Consider the following 17,695-nt stretch of genomic DNA (forward strand, 5'->3'; position numbering starts at 1 on the left):
CCCCGGCGACCGGCCGGAGCCCCTCGTCACGGAACGGCGCGCGAGACGACGTACACCATGGGGGACGCCGGGTCGGACAGGTTGACGACGATGTCCTGGGTGGGGGCCGGGTTCTTCTGCCGGTGGACGAAGCCGGACCATGGGCCGGGGCCCTTGAAGGACCAGCCGGTGATGTGCTGGTCACGGGCGCCGATGGTGATGTCGTCCTGCTTGAGCTGGCCCCGGTTGACGCCCATGCCCGTGAGGAAGGCGTCCAGGCCCGCGTCAGACGTGCGGAACTGGATGTACAGGCGGCTGGTCTTCCAGTTGTTGGTCTCGTAGTACGCGACCCGGTCCGCCGGGTGCGGGACCGGGATCTGGTACAGCCGGCGCTGGACCTTGGAGGGCCAGCCCGCGGTGAGGCCGGTCGCCGAGTACTTCGCCTCCTTGACCTTGCCGCTGTCGCGGCTCTGGTTGGCCGAGATCACCAGGTAGCCGGCCGGGACGCCGATCAGGAGGACGATGATGCTCAGCGTCAGCGCCCGGCGGCGGATCTTGTGCCGGCGGTCCTCGGCCGGCCCGGTCTGACCGGCCGGGTACGACGCGGTCTGGTGAGGGAGCGAAGCGGTCACGCGGACCCCTCGGACGTACGGCGGGCCTCCGCGTACCGCTCGTAGCGCTCGTACCGCTCGACCCGGCGGCGGTTGGCACGCCGGAAGCGGCGGGCGACCAGCCGGGCGAGGTCGGCGGCGCCGACCATGCCGGCCTCGGGGCCCAGCTGGGCACGGGCGATACGGGCTTCGGGGCGGTAGCCGCGACCGGTGAGCTGCCGCTTGAACGCGTCCCGCGCGGGGCCGATCAGCAGGTCGTCGGCGGCCGAGACACCGCCGCCGATCACGAAGCAGGACGGGTCGAGCGCGGCGGCCAGATTGGCGATGCCGACGCCGAGCCACTGCCCGATGTCCTGGAGCAGCTCGATGCACATGGCGTCGCCCTCACGGGCCAGTTGGGTGATGATCGGGCCGGTGATCTCGGCGATGTTGCCCTTGACGTGCTCGATGATGCCGTACGCCACCGGGGAGTCGGCCGCGGCCAGTTCGCGGGCCTCCCTGACCAGCGCGTTGCCGGAGCTGTACTGCTCCCAGCAGCCGCGGTTGCCGCACGGGCAGCGGTGGCCGCCGGGCACGACCTGCATGTGGCCGAACTCCCCCGCGACGCCGTACTTGCCGCGCTTGACCTGGCCGTCCTCCAGGATCGCGCCGCCGATTCCGGTGCCGAGCGTGATCATGACGAGGTGGTCCTCGCCGCGGCCGGCGCCGAACCGCCATTCCGCCCACGCGGCGGTGTTGGCGTCGTTGTCGACGAGGACGGGAACCGCGAGACGGCCGGCGATGCGGTCGCGCAGGGGCTCGTTGCGCCAGGACAGGTGAGGCGCGAAGAGCACCCGGTTGCGGTCGGCGTCGACCCAGCCGGCCGCGCCGATGCCGACGGCGTGCACGTCGTGCCGGTCGGACAGGTCCAGGACCAGCTCGCAGATGGTGTCCTCGACGACCTTGGGGCTCTTGGACTTGTCCGGGGTCTCCGTGCGGAGCATCTCCAGGATGTTGCCGTCGGCGTCGACGACACCCGCCATCACCTTCGTGCCGCCGATGTCGATGCCGACAGTCGGCACGCGGGGCGCCGTCAGGTGCGAACGACGCTCCCTTGTACCGACGGTGCGCAGCGCTGTGGCGCGGCGGGAGCCGATGGGGGCGCTGAAGTTGCCGTAGGTGCTCATCGGGCCCGATTCTGCCGCACGTTCACGCTGTGTGCTGCATGGGGGAAGAATGGGGCGGTTCCTGCCGATTTCCGAGCGCGGTGCGGGTGCGAGGGCGGGGCCCCGGCGGGCCCACGCGGCGGAGAAAACAGTCCCGCGCCTCGCGAACCCGCTGCGGCTCATGCCATCGAATGCCAGTGAATAGCAGCGAATGGCAGCGAATGGCAGCGAATGGCAGCGAATGGCAGGAGAAAGCAATGGATAGCAATGGACAGCAGTGGACAACAAGAGATCGCCCGACCGTTTCCGCCCTCCAGGGTACGGTGGTCATTTTGTCCTGACATTGCGACGAACCCGGTGTACAGAACGGGCTTCGTCAGGACCGTACGAGGGCGATGCTCATGGCCGGACGAGCAGCTGGAACTCGAAGGAGTAGCGGGTCGGCCGGTAGGTGTGGGTGCCGAACTCGACCGCGCGGCCGGTGTCGTCGAAGGTGGTGCGCTGCATGGTGAGCAGCGGGGCGCCCGCCTCCTCGCCGAGCCGCTCGGCCTCGGCGGCGGTGGCCGCGCGGGCGCCGATGGACTGGCGGGCGCTGTGCAGGGTGATCCCCGCGGCCCGCATCATGCGGTAGAGGCCGGTCGCCTCCAGTTGCCCGGTGTCCAGGTCGAGCAGGTCGGGCGGCAGGTAGTTGCACAGGTACGCCATCGGCTCGCCGTGCGCGAGGCGCAGCCGTTCCACCTGGTGTACGTCGCTGTCCTCGGCCAGGCCGAGGGCGCCCGCGATCTCGGCGGGCGCGGGGACGACCGTATTGACGAGGACTTTTGTCGCGGGGCGCTGACCGGCCGCCTCCAGGTCGTCGAAGAGGCTGCTGAGTTCCAGCGGCCGCTTGACCTGGCTGTGCACGACCTGGGTGCCGACGCCCCGGCGGCGCACGAGAAGGCCCTTGTCGACGAGCGACTGGATGGCCTGGCGCACGGTGGGCCGCGACAGGCCGAGCCGCGCGGCAAGCTCGATCTCGTTGCCCAGCAGGCTGCCGGGGGTGAGCGCTCCGTGCTCGATCGCGGCCTCCAGTTGCTGGGACAGTTGGAAGTACAAAGGCACGGGGCTGCTGCGATCCACACGGAGATCGAGCGGCACGGTCGGGACCACCTCTGGTTTCGGCACGGGGCCGAGCGTAGCTCCGTGCGTTGTTGACGGGAAGTTGTGTAGTTCGGTTGTCCGGACATGCGCATTGACATCGTGGCGACTCCGCACGCAGTTTGTTCCCATGCGCATCGGAGTCATCGGTACAGGCCGCATCGGGGCCATTCACGCGAACACACTCAGCCGGCACCGGGAGGTCGGCTCCCTGATCCTCACGGACGCCGACCCGGCGCGGGCCCAGGAGCTCGCGCACCGTCTGGGCGAGACGGCGGCGCCGGGGGTGGACGAGATCTTCCACTGGGGCGTGGACGCCGTGGTGATCACGACGTCGACGTCGGCGCACGCCGAACTGATCGGTCGGGCAGCGCGCTCGGGGCTTCCCGTGTTCTGCGAGAAGCCGATCGCCCTCGATCTGGCGGGCACGTTAGAGGCGATCGGCGAGGTCGAGGCGGCCGGAACGATCCTGCAGATGGGGTTCCAGCGCCGCTTCGACCCGGGCTACGCGGGGGCGCGCGAGGCGGTGCGCTCGGGGCGGCTCGGACGGCTGCACACCGTGCGGGCACTGACCTCCGACCAGACGCCGCCGCCGGCGGCGTATCTGCCGGTGTCCGGCGGGCTCTTTCGGGACACCCTGATCCACGACTTCGACATCCTGCGCTGGGTGACCGGGCGCGAGGTGGTCGACGTGTGTGCGGCCGGGTCCGACGCGGGTGGGGCGATGTTCCGGCAGGCGGGCGACGTCGACACGGGCGCGGCGCTGCTCACTTTGGACGACGGCACGCTGGCCACGACCACGGCGACGCGCCTGAACGGGGCGGGGTACGACGTGCGCATGGAGCTGGCCGGGGAGCTGGACCAGATCGTGGTGGGCCTGGACGACCGGACGCCGATCGCGTCCACCGAGCCGACGGGGCCGCCGGCCGCGGACAAGCCGTGGACGGGGTTCCTGGAGCGGTTCGGGCCCGCCTACGAGGCCGAACTGTGCGCGTTCGTGGACGTCGTACGGGGGGCGCTGGCCAATCCGTGCGACGGACGGGAGGCCTTGCAGGCACTGCGGATCGCCGAGGCCTGTGAGATGTCGCGACGCGAGCGCAGGACCGTGGGGGTGGCGGAGACCCAGGGCAGTATGTGGCCGTTGGTGGGCTGAGCGAGACCCTCCCGGGCGGACGAACGGCAAGGCGTGCGCTTCGATCCATGTCGACGGCGGCTCCACCACCTGACCCGCGTCGGACGTGCCTCGCCCCGCGGCTGATGTCCGTGGGGGCTGCGGGCCGAGAGCCCTTCCCCCATGAAGCAGGGTGCTGGAGGCTCGGCTCCTAGTACGAGCCGTACTCCGGACGCCCGGCCTGCTCGTACGACTGGATGGAGACGCCCGCTGCCGTGACCCGGCCGCCCGCGTGCCGGAAGGCGGTCGGTACGGCGCCCTCCGTGAGCAGGCGGCGGCCGGCGCCCAGCACGACCGGGAAGGTCATCAGGTGCAGGGTGTCGAGCAGGTCGAGGGCCAGCAGGGAGCGGACGAGGGCCCCGCTGCCGTGCACCTGGAGTTCGCCGTCGGTGCGCTCCTTGAGGGCCGTGACCTCGTTGGCGAGGTCGCCGCCGATCACGGTGGTGCCGGACCAGGAAGGGTCGGTGAGGGTGCCCGAGACGACGTACTTCGGCAGGGCGTTCAGCTTCGTGGCGATGGGGTCGGACGGGTCGGTCATCTTCGGCCAGTAGGAAGCGAAGATGTCGTACGTACGACGGCCGAGGAGGAAGGCGCCGACGCCGTCGAAGACCTCGGTGACGAACCTGCCGAAGTCCTCGTCGCCGTACGGGACGCTCCAGCCGCCCTGGTCGAAGCCGCCACTGGGGTCCTCCTGGGGGCCGCCGGGGGCCTGGTAGACGCCGTCGAGGGTGACGAACATGGTGGAGACGAGCTTGCCCATGGGTGCCTTCTCTCTGCGGTGGGGTCTGTCTGCGGTGGGGTCTGTTGTCATCAGGGCAGACCCCACCGGCACCCGCAACTCATCGGTCGGCGGTCGGACCTCGGCCGGCGTGAGGGGAGTACGGTCCGGCGGCCGGGGCCCGCTGGTCACCCGTGACCGACGACGTCGTCACCCGCCCTGGGCCTTCTTCCGGGGAGAAGCCCGCCCGGTGTCAGCCGCCCAGCCTCTGATGGCGTGCGGTCAGGGTCGACCCGCCGGCCTCCGTCAGGGAGCCGAACAACCGCAGCCGGGAGATGCCGCCGTCCGGATAGATGTCCACGCGCGCGTGCGTGGCGACGGACGGGGTCGGGAGGACGAAGCGGTGGTTGGTGTCGGGCTGGAGGCCGGTGCGGGGGACGATCTCCGTCCAGTCGCCGTCCTCGCCGCTTTCGCCGCTTCCGCTGCCCTCGCCGCCCCCGCCGTCCTTCACCGAGACCGACGCCCAGCCCGCACTGTTGCCCTTGAGGTACGCCGTGTCGATCTCCAGCGCGCGGATCCGGGACTGGGCGACCAGGCGGTAGCGGATCCAGTCGTGGCCCTGGTCACGGCGGCGGCGCGTCTCCCAGCCGTCGCCCATCGTGCGGGAGCGGCCGGGCTGGATGGTGTTGGTGGCCGGGGAGTAGAAGAGGTTCGACGCGTCCTCGACCTGGCCGCCGTTCTCCAGGGCGACCACGTCGAAGGTGCCGAGGATCTCCAGCCACCTCGGGTCGGGTACGACCTCGCCGTACACGCGCAGACGCGCGATGCCGCCGTCGGGGTGCTGGTTGACGCGCAGGTGGGTGAAGCGCTGGTCGACCGACACGGCGAAGCCGTTCGCCGCGTGGCCGCCGACCGGCGTACGCGGCACCAGCGTCGTCCACTGCACATCGTCCCCCAGCAGTTCCTGGGGGGACGGGGAGCCCGGCACCGACGTGCCCTCGACCGACACCGCCTGGGGGTAGTTGCCGCGGAAGTGGGCCGTGTCCACGACGATGCCCCGGATCACGCCCGGCGTGCCGAGGCGGACCAGCGCCCAGTCGTGGTCCTCGGCCGTCGGCCAGGGGTGGTCGGCCCGGGCGCCCCGGCGGCGCCGCGTCTCCCAGCCGTCCATGATCTTGCCCTTGTGCCCGAAGTGCTCGGGGTCGAACTCGGCGGGGCCGGGCAGCAGCAGATTCTCACGCTGGGCGAAGAACTCGTCGTTGGCGGCGATGACTGCGGCGCCGAGCTGCCGGCCGGCGAGGTCGACGTACCGCGTGAAGGGGAAGGCGGCGGTGCGGTAGTCCGCGTACGGGTCGCCGCCTCCGTAGGGATGCGCGTCGCCGGTGAAACTCTCCATCGCCGTCACGGGGATCAGGCCTGCCTTTCGGACTCGGCCGCCGCGGGGCGGAGCGAGCCGGAGCGGAGTCAGAGGGCGCGGCCGAGCAGCCGCCCCTTCGGTTCGGCGAACTCGCCGTCCGCGACGACGCGTTCGCCGCGCAGCCAGGTGGACTTCACCACGCCGTACAGGGTCTTGCCGGCGTACGCCGTGACGCGGTTGCGGTGCTGGAGGGCCGCCGGGTCCACGGTGAACGTCTCGTCGGGGGCGAGCACCGCGAAGTCGGCGTCGCGGCCCGCCTCGATGGCGCCTTTTCGGGCGAGGCCCACCAGGGCGGCCGTACGGGCGGACATCCAGCGGACCACGTCCTCCAGGCCGTGCCCTCGCTTGCGCGCCTCGGTCCACACCGCGGACAGGCTCAGCTGCAGGCCTGAGATGCCACCCCAGGCCGTCGCGAAGTCGTCCGTCTTCAGGTCCGCGGTCGACGGCGAGTGGTCGGTGACCACGCAGTCGATCGTGCCGTCCGCCAGGGCCTGCCACAGCAGGTCCTGGTTCGCGGACTCGCGGATCGGCGGGCAGCACTTGAACTCGCTGGCGCCGTCGGGGACTTCCTCGGCGGTGAGGGTGAGGTAGTGCGGGCAGGTCTCGACCGTGACGCGGACGCCCTCTGCCTTGGCGGCGGCGATCAGCGGCAGCGCGTCGGACGAGGACAGGTGGAGGATGTGCACGCGCGCGTGGAGGCGTTTCGCCTGCGCGATGAGCTGGGCGATCGCCGTGTCCTCCGCGTCGCGCGGGCGGGAGGCCAGGAAGTCGGCGTACTTGGGGCCGCCGTGCTGCGGGGCGGCCGCCAGGTGGTGCGGGTCCTCGGCGTGCACGATCAGCAGGCCGCCGAAGGACGCGATCTCCGCGAGGGACCGGGCGAGTCGGTCGTGGTCGAGGTGGGGGAACTCATCCACGCCGGAGGGCGACAGGAACGCCTTGAAGCCGAAGACGCCGGCCTCGTGCAGCGGGCGCAGGTCCTTGAGGTTGTCGGGCAGGGCGCCGCCCCAGAAGCCGACGTCGATGTGCGCCTTGTCGGCGGCGACCTTCTTCTTGGTACGGAGGTTCTCGACCGTCGTCGTCGGCGGGAGGGAGTTGAGCGGCATGTCGACGAGGGTGGTGATGCCACCGGCGGCCGCGGCGCGGGTGGCGGTCCAGAAGCCCTCCCACTCGGTGCGGCCGGGGTCGTTGACGTGCACGTGGGTGTCGACCAGCCCGGGCAGCAGGACGTCGTCGCCGAAGTCCTCCAGCCGAGCGCCCGACGGCACCCCGGCGTCGTACGGAAGGACGGCCACGATCGTCCCGGCGGTGATGGCGACCGAGGCCCCGCGCATCCCCTCCGGGGTGATGACGCGCGTGGAGCGCAGGACCAGTTCCACGTCGGACACCTGGGGCCCCTCTCTGCCGCCGTTTGCTGCTGCTTCTGCAGCTTCCGCTGCTTCCGTTTATTTCCGTTTACTTCCACGTAACGGAATTCAACGTTCTGTTGAAGGAGTCTTCACTCCCGTTCTCGCGCCGTCAAGAGGACACGTCCCCCACGCCTTTCAGCGCCTCCACTCTGGACGTTTCCACCAGATGGAATGAGAGTTCCGGCACCCAGAACGTAGCTGAGCAGCAGGGAGTCGACCGACTGGCGGGTAGGCTTCTGCCCTTCCCGCCAGCGCCGAAAGGAACGCGCCCGTGCCGACGTCCAGCGCCAGCACCACCGACTCCGCGAAGTCCGCCAGCGGCGGAGTCCAGTCCCTCGAGCGCGCCTTCGATCTGCTGGAGCGGATGGCGGACGCGGGCGGTGTGGTGGGACTGAGCGAGCTGTCCGCGAGCAGCGGGCTGCCGCTGCCGACCATCCACCGCCTGATGCGCACCCTCGTGGCCTGCGGTTACGTCCGCCAGCAGACCAACCGCCGCTATGCGCTCGGCCCGCGCCTGATCCGCCTGGGCGAGTCCGCCTCCCGCCTGCTCGGCACCTGGGCCCGGCCCTACCTCGCCCGCCTGGTCGAGGAGACCGGCGAGACGGCGAACATGGCGCTGCTGGACGGGGACGAGATCGTCTACGTGGCGCAGGTGCCGTCCAAGCACTCGATGCGGATGTTCACCGAGGTGGGCCGCCGGGTGCTGCCGCACTCCACCGGCGTCGGCAAGGTCCTGCTCGCCGACACCCCGGACGGCGAGGTGCGCGCGCTGCTGGCCCGCACCGGGATGCCGGCCGCGACGGAGAAGACGATCACCACACCGGAGGGTTTCCTCGCGGCGCTGGAGGACGTACGCCGTCAGGGCTACGCGGTCGACGACAACGAGCAGGAGATCGGCGTCCGCTGTCTCGCCGTGTCCGTCCCCGACTCCCCCACCGCGGCGGCCATCTCGATCTCGGGCCCGGCCGGCCGGGTCACGGAGGCGGCCACGGAGACGATCGTGCCGGTGCTCCAGCAGGTGGCGGTGGAACTGTCCCAGGCGCTGGCGAGCCAGAACCCGGCCTGACGGCCCACCGCGCCGGCCCGGCCGGAAATCGACGGGACCGGCGCGACTCGCTGGAGCCCTTCTTCGGGCGGGCCCCAGAGCGAGGTCCTGGCCTTGTCCTAGCCGCGCCCGCGCAGCGGTTCCCCGAACAGGTCCACCGCGTCGCGTACGTTCGCCAGGCCCCGCGACAGCGCGCTGACGGATCCGATCGCCGCGGCGATCACCAGCAGCGAGCTGCGCAGCCGAGGAACCTCGGGGGCACCGCCGGCCGTCATCGCGGCGAGGGCGGCGAGTTCGTCCTCCGCGACCCCGCGGTCGGGGAACTCGGCGGGATGCGCGGCGAGTTCGCGGCGCAGCCGGGACACCGCGGTCCGCAGTTCCACCACCCTGGGGTCCTCGTCACTGCCCGCCACCGGCCTTTGCCCCAAGCTCCGCAACACAGCCATCCCCCTTGCACGCCGTTGTACGCCCGCACGTTCTTCGTCCCGCCGAGCGCTCCTCGTGGGCGCTGCTCGGCGCTGACGGACGCGGGTCAGTAAACGCCACCCGACAGCGGGTGCGCCACCGCCTTGACCGAAATTCAGCCCTACGAAACCCGGCGCCCACCCGGGCGTCAGGTATGCAGGACGCATGACGGAGAACGAACAGCGCACGGCCGGGCTGCTTCTCGCGGCGGGCGGCGGACGGCGGCTCGGCGGACGCCCCAAGGCGCTCCTGCCGCACCGGGGGCGACCCCTCGTCGAGTACGCGGCCGACGTGCTGCGCGCGGCCGGCTGCACCCGCGTCCACGTGGTCCTCGGGGCCGCCGCCGACCGCGTACGGGAGCAGGCGGAGCTCGGTGACTGCGTGCTCGTCGAAAACCCCGACTGGGCCGACGGCATGGGCTCGTCGCTGCGGGCCGGGCTCGACTCGCTCGCCGGGACGGGGGCGCGGGCCGCGCTGGTCTCGCTCGTCGACCAGCCCGGCATCGGGGCGGAGGCGGCGGCCCGGGTGCTCGCCGCCGGGCGGGACGAGACGTCGCTGGTCTCGGCCGCCTACGACGGTGTGCGCGGGCATCCCGTCCTGCTCGGCGCCGCGCACTGGGCGGGCATCGCCGCGACGGCGACCGGCGATCGGGGGGCACGCGCCTATCTGAAGGCACACGACGAGGCACTCACGCTCGTCGAGTGCGGGGACGTGGCCCAGCCGTACGACATCGACACGGCGGCGGACCTGGCGCGCCTTGAGTGAGTGCGGTGGACCCGCGACCTGGCGCGCCGTGAGGAGTGTGATGGACCCGCGACTGGCACCTTGAGGAGTGCCGTGGCACCGAGCGCCGCCATTGTGGCTCGACTCGGAGAATCCCGACATCAACAAAACATTGAACTTCCACCATAAGGAAACTAGTATCCACTAACCAGAACGCCCTCGTCGCCGCGGGCGCCGACCGCCTACCCGGGCCGACCGGCACCCGGTGCCAAGCTCGCTGAAGGAAGTGACAGCTCATGTCCGCACCAGCGCCGTCCTCGCTGGCCATCGTCGACGCCGAACCCCTGCCGCGGCAGGAGGAGGTCCTCACCGGGGCGGCCCTCGCCTTCGTGGCCGAGCTGCACCGCCGGTTCACACCCCGGCGTGACGAGCTCCTCGCCCGCCGTGCCGAGCGCCGCGCCGAGATCGCCCGCACTTCCAGGCTCGACTTCCTGCCGGAGACGGCCGCGATCCGCGCGGACGACTCCTGGAAGGTGGCTCCCTCCCCCGCGGCCCTGAACGACCGCCGGGTCGAGATCACCGGCCCCACCGACCGCAAGATGGCCGTCAACGCCCTCAACTCGGGCGCCCGGGTCTGGCTCGCCGACTTCGAGGACGCCTCCGCCCCGACCTGGGAGAACGTGGTCCTCGGCCAGATCAACCTCGTGGACGCCTACACCCGCGCCATCGACTTCACGGACCCGGGGAGCGGCAAGTCGTACGCCCTGCGCCCGAACGAGGAGCTGGCGACCGTCGTCATGCGCCCCCGCGGCTGGCACCTCGGCGAGCGGCACCTCGTCGACGCCGGCGGCACTCCCGTCCCGGGCGCCCTCGTCGACTTCGGCCTGTACTTCTTCCACAACGCCCAGCGCCTGCTCGACCTCGGCAAGGGCCCGTACTTCTACCTGCCCAAGACGGAGTCGCACCTGGAGGCCCGCCTCTGGAACGACGTGTTCGTCTTCGCGCAGGACTACGTCGGCATTCCGCAGGGCACCGTGCGGGCCACCGTCCTCATCGAGACGATCACGGCCGCGTACGAGATGGAGGAGATTCTCTACGAACTCCGCGATCACGCCTCGGGGTTGAACGCCGGCCGCTGGGACTACCTGTTCTCCATCGTCAAGAACTTCCGTGACGGCGGCCCGAAGTTCGTGCTGCCGGACCGCAACGCGGTGACGATGACGGCCCCGTTCATGCGTGCGTACACCGAACTCCTCGTCCGCACCTGCCACCGGCGCGGCGCGCACGCGATCGGCGGTATGGCCGCGTTCATCCCCTCACGCCGGGACGCCGAGGTGAACAAGGTCGCCTTCGAGAAAGTGCGCGCCGACAAGGACCGCGAGGCGAACGACGGTTTCGACGGCTCCTGGGTCGCCCACCCCGACCTGGTCCCGATCGCCATGGAGTCCTTCGACCAGGTGCTCGGCGACCGGCCGAACCAGAAGGACCGCCTCCGCGAGGACGTCGACGTCAAGGCGGCCGACCTCATCGCCGTCGACTCCCTCAAGGCGAAGCCGACGTACAACGGCCTGGTCAACGCCGTCCAGGTGGGCATCCGTTACATCGAGGCCTGGCTGCGGGGCATGGGCGCGGTCGCCATCTTCAACCTGATGGAGGACGCGGCGACCGCCGAGATCTCCCGCTCGCAGATCTGGCAGTGGATCAACGCGGGCGTCGAGTTCGAGCACGACGGGAAGACGGTGCGGGCCACCCCGGAACTGGCCCGCCGGATCGCCGCCGAGGAGCTCCGGAGCATCCGCGCGGAACTCGGCGAGGAGGCCTTCGCGGCCGGCCACTGGCAGCAGGCACACGACCTGCTCCTGGAGGTCTCGCTCGACGAGGACTACGCGGACTTCCTGACGCTGCCGGCGTACGAGCAGCTCAAGGGCTGAACTCAGGCGGGCGGATCCGAAGCGGTTGACGGGCTGAACTCACACGGGCGGGTCCGAAGCAGCTGAAGAGCCGGCGCTCACCCCGCGGGTGTGTCCGAGTGGCCCAGGGGCTTCCCCGGGGCCACCCGGTCGCGTACCGCCTGCTTCACGGCCGTCGGCTCCGGGAAGCCCTGCTCACGGCGGTCCCAGACGACCTCGTCGTTCACGCGGACGACGAAGACGCCGCCCGTGCCCGGCTTCAGGGACAGCTCCGTGAGCTCCGTCTCGAAGGTCGTCAGCAGTTCCTGGGCCAGCCACGCGGCGCGCGGCAGCCAGCGGCACCGGGTGCAGTACTCGATCTCGACCCGCTGGACATCCGGCTCGCCCCGCTGAACATCCCGCTGAGCTGTCATCGCAGGTGCACCGACCCGTCCTGTTCCACCGACGGTCTGCCGTGCAGGTCGGGGACCCGCTTGAGCCAGTCCGGGCGGCTCTGCTGTGTCCTCGCCGCGCGCAGGGCCTCCTCGGCGGCGAGTTCCTCCCGGGCGGGGAAGTTCGTGGGGATCCAGGCGGCGGAGGCCCCCGCGCGCGCGTGGAGGTAGTCCACGTACGCCGTGCGGACGTCGTCCGGGGTCGCGAAGCCCTCCTCGGCGGCCAGCCACGCGTCCGGGACCTCGGCCGTGATCGCCCGCAGCAGCTCCCGCGTGACCTTGGGCGCCAGCTCCGCGTCGGCGGCCCGCACGTCGGGCGCGTAGTGACCGAGGGCGTGGTGGCGGAAGTCGTACGCCTTCCCCGGGTCGGAGGCGTCCCAGCGGTGATGGAAGACGAGGGCGGCGCCGTGGTCGATCAGCCACAGACGTGGGGTCGCGATACCGAAGGTCGGCCAGACCATGAGGTTGGAGCTGTGCACCGTACGGTCGACGTTGACGGTCAGGGCGTCGAGCCAGACGATCCGGCCCGCCTCCAGCGGGTCGACCGGGAACGCCTTGGCGACCTCCGGGGTGAAGTCCTTCGCGCCCGGCAGGTAGTCCATGCCGAGGTTGAGGCCCGCGCTCGCGCCGTGAAGTTCCCGCACCTCCTGGAGAGGCTCGCTGTCGGCGATCACCGGGTCGAAGTGCACCAGGACCAGTTCGGGGAAGCGCAGCCCCAGAGCCCGGGCCAGCTCGCCCACGATCACCTCCGCGACCAGCGCCTTCCTGCCCTGCGCGGAGCCGGTGAACTTCACGACGTACGTCCCCAGGTCGTCGGCCTCGACGATTCCGGGGACGGAACCACCGGAGCGCAGGGGTGCGATGTAACGGGTTGCGACGACCCCTCTCAGCATTTTCTCAAGCCACCTACCCCTTCAACCTTGCAATCCACGGCCGCCTCCGGAGGTATCGAACCGCGGGAGGTGCCCGTCGCCGGCCCTGAGGAGAATCCGGGGAGTTTCGACTGTCGCTCGTCCGCCACGCCAATTGCCCGGCTCCCGGCGGCAGAGGGGAAAGGGCTCACTGACGGGCAGGGCTGCACTCGGCTCTACGAACTCGCATCACGTCCGCTCTCCTCCTGTGACGCATCGTATCCAGGCAAAGAAGGCCATCGCACGGTCAGCACTACAGACTCGTCCTCCGCGGCCCAGGAGTGATCCACTCCCTGGCCCCAGACGACATAGTCGCCTTGTTCTTCCAGTAGCACGCTACGACCGGGAAACTCCATACGGAAGCGACCTGTGATGAGGACCAGGAGAGCTGTACGCACTTCGCCCTTCACCCACTGCGCGCGCTGTTCGCCACGTGGGTGGACGCCCCATTTGACCTCCACGGCGTGGCTGTGGCGAGGGCCACCGCGTTCCTTGAAGTGCCCGAGCAGCCATCCCCGGTCCAGTGCCGCGTCCTTGCCTGCATTGCCCACGTACACGCCGTCTTCCATGCGCCCGAACGCTAGCAGTCGGCTACCACGTCAGTCACAGCACGATCGGCCCTTCCGAAAACAGGGCGCCAGGCAAGTGACTCCTCCTCCTCATGGATGAAGGAGCTTCTCGCCATGCCGGGTTGGCGTCACGACGGCCCGGCCCGGCCGGCGGGCCGGGCCGGTCTCACTCACCGGAGGGCGTCGAGAAGCAGGTTCGCGGCCACCGACGCTCCGTCGGTGCGGAGCTTGCCGCCCAGAGCCTTTGCCCGTGCCCGGGTCTCGGGTGCCAGGGCCGTCTTGAACGCGACGTTCAGGGACTCGATGGTCGGAGTCGGACTGTCGAGTGCCGCGCCGATATCCAGGTCTGCCACCCGGCCGGCCCAGTACGGGTTGTCCGCCAGCTGGAGAGGTACCACCACTTGCGGCGCGCCCGCCCGGGCGGCCGTCAAGGTCGTGCCCGCGCCACCGTGGTGTACCACGGCGGCCACCCTGCCGAACAGACGCTGGTGGTTGACCTCACCGATGGCGAAGCAGTCGTCCCGGTCGTCGACCGGTTCCAGGTCCGCCCAGCCGCGGGAGACGAGCACGCGGTGGCCCTGTGCGCGGATCGCCTCGATGGCTCTGCGGCCGATGTCCGGCGACGGGCGCATGCTGCCGAAGCCCACGTAGACCGGTGGCGCGCCCGCGTCCAGGAACGTCACCAATTCGGCCGGGAGCGGGCGTTCGTTCGCCAGGCTCCATGCACCGGTCTGTGTCACGTCGAGGCCCGGGGTCTTTCGCCACGGTCCCAGGACCGGGTCCGCCGCCAGCCACGGCCGGTCGGTGAAGACGTGGTCGCGGACGTTGTCCACGGGTGGCAGACCGATCGATGCCCGGTGGCCGTTGAGCGACTCGCCGAATTGCGCGTTCACATGGTGGGCGTCCAGCTCCCACAGCGTCCGGTTGTCGTTCACCTCCGGCTCCGGCCAGCCCGGCCGCGGTGGCGGCGCATGGTGCGGCGACGGGAGGTTGACCGCCGAGTAGCTCGCGTACACGTAGTGGATGCCCGCAGCCTCGGCCACAGAGCGCGCGGCAATCTGCGCCAGGCCGGCCGCCACCAGCGCGTCACATCCGTCGGCCGCTGTAGGGAAGATGTCGAATTGCGCGTCAACCAAGTCGTTCCGGTATCGGGACAGGTCCGCCGCGGACGGCAGAGTCGTCCCGCGCATCAACTCCCGCACCGGTGGCCCGACCGGCACCAGTTGCACCCCGAGACCTGCCAGCCGCTCCGCGAACTCCTCGTCGGGCGGGGCGCACATCCGGACCTCCACGCCGAGCGCCCGTAGTCGCACCGCGAGTGCCACCAGTGGTTCGACATCGCCACGTGTCCCGTATGTGGATAACAGCACCCGCATTCTGCGTCCTCTTTCGTTCGGTCTTCCTCTACGTTGCGGCCTTTGCCCGGGCCACACTTCGAGGGGTCCTCGTTGACTGCGACGCGTCGGCCGTAGCGGGTGCGCGGCAGCAGTGTACGTCGCGTGGTCCTGAACGCGGCGGTGGTCCCCGAACACCAAGGTGCCGGTGGCCCACGCACGCCGTTGCCTTCGCCCAGGTGGATGCGCAGGTGAGCGCCGTCGCACCGGAGTTGGACGCAGTCGACACCGGACAGGTCCCGCTCCTGGAGCGCCGTGAGGTGGTCGGTCCGCTGCCTGGTCCGGTGGCGGCCGGTGCGGACCGGGCAGCGGCCCGGTCTCGTCCCTCTCGTGGGCCAACTCGGCGATCTCATAGACCGACTCGGCGATCTCATGGGCCACCTCGGCGATCTCATAGACCGACTCGGCGATCTCATGGGCCACCTCGGCGATCTCATAGGCCGACTCGGCGATCTCATAGGCCAACTCGGCGATCTCATGGCCCACCTCGGCGATCTCATGGCCCACCTCGGCGATTCAGATGCCGACCTCCGCCTCCGTGGGCAGCGGCGAGCATCCATCGGGCCCCTCTCGGACGTTCTCGTCGATCAACGCCCTCTCGCCTGGAGCCGTCCTCAGTGACTACGGTGAGCGCCAGCGAGCCTTCCAGGCCGACGGTGCGGCGTCGGCCTGGGGCCGCCCGTACCCGGCGAGGCGCGCACGGTTCCCGATCGTCAACACAACCTGAGAGCCACTCAATGCATAGTTCGTCCGTGCCCTTCCCCGATGTCTCGATCGTCTTGCCCTGCGCCGGATTCGGAACGCGCTTCGGGGCGCCCTACTCGAAGGAGCTGCACTGTCTGGCTCCTGGGGTCACTGTGCTGGACCGCAGCCTGGAAGCCGTTGTCGAACTGGCCAAAAGCGGACTCAACGTGCGCCTGGTCGTCGTATTCGGGACACACAAGCTGGACACGGTGAGTTATCTCGCGCGCTACGCCGGGATTTTTCACATGGTCTTCGTCTACCAGGACCAGTCGCTTGAACCGGGTCTTGACGGCGCGATCCGGTCTGCCCTGCCGATGACGCAAGGGGCGGTGGCCCTTGTCCTGCCCGACATCGTTGTCTCCGGCGCGGGCAGTGCCGGCAGTCTTCTCGCCGCCTTGCGACAGACAGGGGTGGCGGGTTGGAGCGTAGTGGCCGCCGAAGAGCGGGATCCCGACACGCTGCAGCAGATGGGCGCGCTGGCCTTGGTCGAGGAGGGCGGCGTCGTGACCGTCAGGGCGGCCGCCGACAAGCCGGCGGATCCTTCGGGCTTCAACGCGTTCTGGGGCATGGTCGCAGTCACCGAGGAAGAAGCACACCGGTTACCTGACGTGGTCAGCAAAGGGGCGGACAGCCCACTGGTCGGTGCGGTCGCTCTCATGGTGGAGGAAATCGTCAACTACAACACCGCCGCAGGCTGACTCCCCCAGGCGCCGAAGAGCTGTATCGCACCCCTGCGGTCGGGCGGCTCCGTCCGCGGAGTCGTCGAGGCCGACGACTCCGGGGACGTACGTCGTGGAGTCGCCCCCCCCAGGGGCACTTGCTCCCGGCCTCCGGTATGTCGTGAGCACAGTAACCGAGCGTGACAGCCGACGGAGAGTGTCCGGGCCGTCGTGCCGACGTCACGACGGACTCCCCCGCTTCATGGGTGATGTGTCAGCAGGCGTCGACCAGTTGCTGCTCGATGGCGTCGACGGTGTCGAGGAGGACACGTGCGACGCTGCGCAGATCCCTGGTGTTCACGGTGTCGCCCACCACGACCGCGGCGACCGGGCCGGCCTTCCCGAGCCGGACCGGGGCGGCCAGTTCGACCAGGTCGGGGATGCACTCACTTCTGGCGTAGGACAGTCCGGTCCGCCGGATCCGCTCGAACTCGCGCCGCATCGCGTCCGTTCTGGCGCGGGTCATGACCGTGTCGGACGTCGCCGTGTCGAAGAAGTCCGCCGGGTTCCGCTGGGACATCGCGAGCAGGAGCTTGCCCGCCGCGGAGCGGTGCGCCGGGACCGGCTGCCGCAACGCCATCGCGAGCCGGACGTGCTCCTGCCCGTAGAGGGTCCCGACATGCTGGACCTTCGTCCCCGCCAGCGTGCCGAGGCTGACGATCCTGTTGGTGAGCTGGAACAGTTCGAGCAGGAAGGGGGTGACCGGGTAACTGAGCCGTTGCACCCCGGCGGGACCGCTCGTGGCCGCCAGCCGGGACAGATACGTGCCGAGTTCGTAGGATTTCGACTCTCTCCGGACAGCGAGACCGATGTCGGTGAGGGCCTGCATCAGACGGTGCAGCGTCGATTTGGGCAGGTTCACCAGACGTGACAGCTCCGACAAGGTCAGTGGCCGCGAGGCCTCGGCCAGTGCCTCGAGTACGGCGAGTGCCTTGCGTAACGGACCTCCTATGGTTCCGGATGCAGCCGTCTTCACCACCATGCCGGCGGTTGCCCCCGGGCGCGGCGCCTGAGGATGTCGTTCACCGTCCACCGTGATGCTCCCGTCGCCGAGCACACACCAACTGGTCCATGCCTACCTGCGCCCGGAGGGTGAACTCAACACCGGCTGAGGTTGCTGTCCCGACGGTGCTTGCGGTTGGGCCCTTTTGGCGGCCGAGGTGTCTGCTTTGGCGGGCACGGTGTCGAGGTCGACAGGCA

General features: G+C 70.4%; 18 protein-coding genes. 6 read left to right on the forward strand and 12 right to left on the reverse strand.

Annotated elements, in window-relative coordinates; translation table 11 throughout:
- Positions 1–26: 26 nt before the first annotated feature.
- From M2271_RS12450 to M2271_RS12460, 3 genes are all read right to left on the reverse strand, one after another.
- Positions 27–611, reverse strand: coding sequence for a sugar kinase (locus tag M2271_RS12450; RefSeq protein ID WP_280887205.1), 585 nt, complete (start codon positions 609–611; stop codon positions 27–29).
- Positions 608–1,756, reverse strand: coding sequence for an ROK family glucokinase (locus M2271_RS12455; protein ID WP_280887206.1), 1,149 nt, complete (start codon positions 1,754–1,756; stop codon positions 608–610). The genes M2271_RS12450 and M2271_RS12455 overlap by 4 nt, the downstream gene beginning before the upstream one ends.
- A gap of 378 nt (positions 1,757–2,134) precedes the next feature.
- Positions 2,135–2,872: a GntR family transcriptional regulator gene (locus M2271_RS12460; protein ID WP_280887277.1), complete on the reverse strand. Its 738-nt coding sequence runs from the start codon at positions 2,870–2,872 to the stop codon at positions 2,135–2,137.
- A 130-nt stretch (positions 2,873–3,002) separates the two neighbouring features.
- On the opposite strand from M2271_RS12460, the gene M2271_RS12465 reads away from it, so the two are divergent.
- A complete protein-coding gene (locus M2271_RS12465; protein WP_280887207.1) occupies positions 3,003–4,025 on the forward strand; it encodes a Gfo/Idh/MocA family oxidoreductase in 1,023 nt (340 codons plus the stop codon).
- A gap of 169 nt (positions 4,026–4,194) precedes the next feature.
- Here the strand turns inward: M2271_RS12465 and M2271_RS12470 are convergent, their stop codons facing one another.
- The 3 genes from M2271_RS12470 to allB all read right to left on the reverse strand — a co-directional run bounded on the left by M2271_RS12470 (position 4,195) and on the right by allB (position 7,563).
- Positions 4,195–4,803, reverse strand: a complete 609-nt coding sequence (locus M2271_RS12470; RefSeq protein ID WP_280887208.1) for a dihydrofolate reductase family protein — start codon at positions 4,801–4,803, stop codon at positions 4,195–4,197.
- Positions 4,804–5,014: 211 nt separating this feature from the next.
- A complete protein-coding gene (gene alc, locus M2271_RS12475; protein WP_280887209.1) occupies positions 5,015–6,166 on the reverse strand; it encodes an allantoicase in 1,152 nt (383 codons plus the stop codon).
- A gap of 59 nt (positions 6,167–6,225) precedes the next feature.
- Complete coding sequence (allB, locus tag M2271_RS12480) at positions 6,226–7,563, reverse strand: allantoinase AllB (RefSeq protein WP_280887210.1); 1,338 nt, start codon at positions 7,561–7,563, stop codon at positions 6,226–6,228.
- A gap of 292 nt (positions 7,564–7,855) precedes the next feature.
- Here allB and M2271_RS12485 point away from each other — a divergent pair, with 292 nt between their 5' ends.
- Positions 7,856–8,650 (forward strand): IclR family transcriptional regulator, encoded by a 795-nt coding sequence (locus tag M2271_RS12485; protein WP_280887211.1) that lies wholly within the window; start codon positions 7,856–7,858, stop codon positions 8,648–8,650.
- A gap of 98 nt (positions 8,651–8,748) precedes the next feature.
- Here the strand turns inward: M2271_RS12485 and M2271_RS12490 are convergent, their stop codons facing one another.
- Complete coding sequence (locus M2271_RS12490; protein WP_280887212.1) at positions 8,749–9,069, reverse strand: DUF5955 family protein; 321 nt, start codon at positions 9,067–9,069, stop codon at positions 8,749–8,751.
- Between the two features lie 190 nt (positions 9,070–9,259).
- On the opposite strand from M2271_RS12490, the gene M2271_RS12495 reads away from it, so the two are divergent.
- Both M2271_RS12495 and aceB read left to right on the forward strand, forming a co-directional pair.
- Complete coding sequence (locus M2271_RS12495) at positions 9,260–9,859, forward strand: nucleotidyltransferase family protein (protein ID WP_280887213.1); 600 nt, start codon at positions 9,260–9,262, stop codon at positions 9,857–9,859.
- A gap of 254 nt (positions 9,860–10,113) precedes the next feature.
- Complete coding sequence (aceB, locus tag M2271_RS12500) at positions 10,114–11,748, forward strand: malate synthase A (RefSeq protein WP_280887214.1); 1,635 nt, start codon at positions 10,114–10,116, stop codon at positions 11,746–11,748.
- 77 nt (positions 11,749–11,825) lie between these two features.
- Here the strand turns inward: aceB and M2271_RS12505 are convergent, their stop codons facing one another.
- From M2271_RS12505 to M2271_RS12520, 4 genes are all read right to left on the reverse strand, one after another.
- Positions 11,826–12,140 (reverse strand): Rdx family protein, encoded by a 315-nt coding sequence (locus M2271_RS12505; protein WP_280887215.1) that lies wholly within the window; start codon positions 12,138–12,140, stop codon positions 11,826–11,828.
- Positions 12,137–13,051, reverse strand: coding sequence for a HipA family kinase (locus tag M2271_RS12510; RefSeq protein WP_280887216.1), 915 nt, complete (start codon positions 13,049–13,051; stop codon positions 12,137–12,139). Before M2271_RS12510 ends, M2271_RS12505 begins: the two co-directional genes overlap by 4 nt.
- Positions 13,052–13,245: 194 nt before the next feature.
- Positions 13,246–13,638 (reverse strand): signal peptidase I, encoded by a 393-nt coding sequence (locus tag M2271_RS12515; RefSeq protein ID WP_280887217.1) that lies wholly within the window; start codon positions 13,636–13,638, stop codon positions 13,246–13,248.
- A 170-nt stretch (positions 13,639–13,808) separates the two neighbouring features.
- Complete coding sequence (locus M2271_RS12520; RefSeq protein WP_280887218.1) at positions 13,809–15,014, reverse strand: glycosyltransferase; 1,206 nt, start codon at positions 15,012–15,014, stop codon at positions 13,809–13,811.
- A gap of 348 nt (positions 15,015–15,362) precedes the next feature.
- On the opposite strand from M2271_RS12520, the gene M2271_RS12525 reads away from it, so the two are divergent.
- Positions 15,363–15,653, forward strand: coding sequence for a hypothetical protein (locus tag M2271_RS12525; protein ID WP_280887219.1), 291 nt, complete (start codon positions 15,363–15,365; stop codon positions 15,651–15,653).
- 131 nt (positions 15,654–15,784) lie between these two features.
- A complete protein-coding gene (locus tag M2271_RS12530; RefSeq protein WP_280887220.1) occupies positions 15,785–16,474 on the forward strand; it encodes a hypothetical protein in 690 nt (229 codons plus the stop codon).
- Positions 16,475–16,709: 235 nt separating this feature from the next.
- Here M2271_RS12530 and M2271_RS12535 read toward each other — a convergent pair whose 3' ends face one another.
- Positions 16,710–17,477: a helix-turn-helix domain-containing protein gene (locus tag M2271_RS12535; RefSeq protein ID WP_280887221.1), complete on the reverse strand. Its 768-nt coding sequence runs from the start codon at positions 17,475–17,477 to the stop codon at positions 16,710–16,712.
- Positions 17,478–17,695 lie beyond the last annotated feature (218 nt).

It is taken from the genome of Streptomyces sp. LBL (genome assembly GCF_029893585.1).
Classification (GTDB): domain Bacteria; phylum Actinomycetota; class Actinomycetes; order Streptomycetales; family Streptomycetaceae; genus Streptomyces.

Coding starts and splice junctions, on each gene's coding strand:
- M2271_RS12455 (WP_280887206.1), bottom strand. CDS start 1,756: ATGAGCACCTACGGCAACTTCAGCGCCCCCATCGGCTCCCGCCGCGCC.
- M2271_RS12465 (WP_280887207.1), top strand. CDS start 3,003: ATGCGCATCGGAGTCATCGGTACAGGCCGCATCGGGGCCATTCACGCG.
- M2271_RS12470 (WP_280887208.1), bottom strand. CDS start 4,803: ATGGGCAAGCTCGTCTCCACCATGTTCGTCACCCTCGACGGCGTCTAC.
- M2271_RS12495 (WP_280887213.1), top strand. CDS start 9,260: ATGACGGAGAACGAACAGCGCACGGCCGGGCTGCTTCTCGCGGCGGGC.
- aceB (WP_280887214.1), top strand. CDS start 10,114: ATGTCCGCACCAGCGCCGTCCTCGCTGGCCATCGTCGACGCCGAACCC.
- M2271_RS12505 (WP_280887215.1), bottom strand. CDS start 12,140: ATGACAGCTCAGCGGGATGTTCAGCGGGGCGAGCCGGATGTCCAGCGG.
- M2271_RS12510 (WP_280887216.1), bottom strand. CDS start 13,051: ATGCTGAGAGGGGTCGTCGCAACCCGTTACATCGCACCCCTGCGCTCC.
- M2271_RS12515 (WP_280887217.1), bottom strand. CDS start 13,638: ATGGAAGACGGCGTGTACGTGGGCAATGCAGGCAAGGACGCGGCACTG.
- M2271_RS12520 (WP_280887218.1), bottom strand. CDS start 15,014: ATGCGGGTGCTGTTATCCACATACGGGACACGTGGCGATGTCGAACCA.
- M2271_RS12535 (WP_280887221.1), bottom strand. CDS start 17,477: ATGGTGGTGAAGACGGCTGCATCCGGAACCATAGGAGGTCCGTTACGC.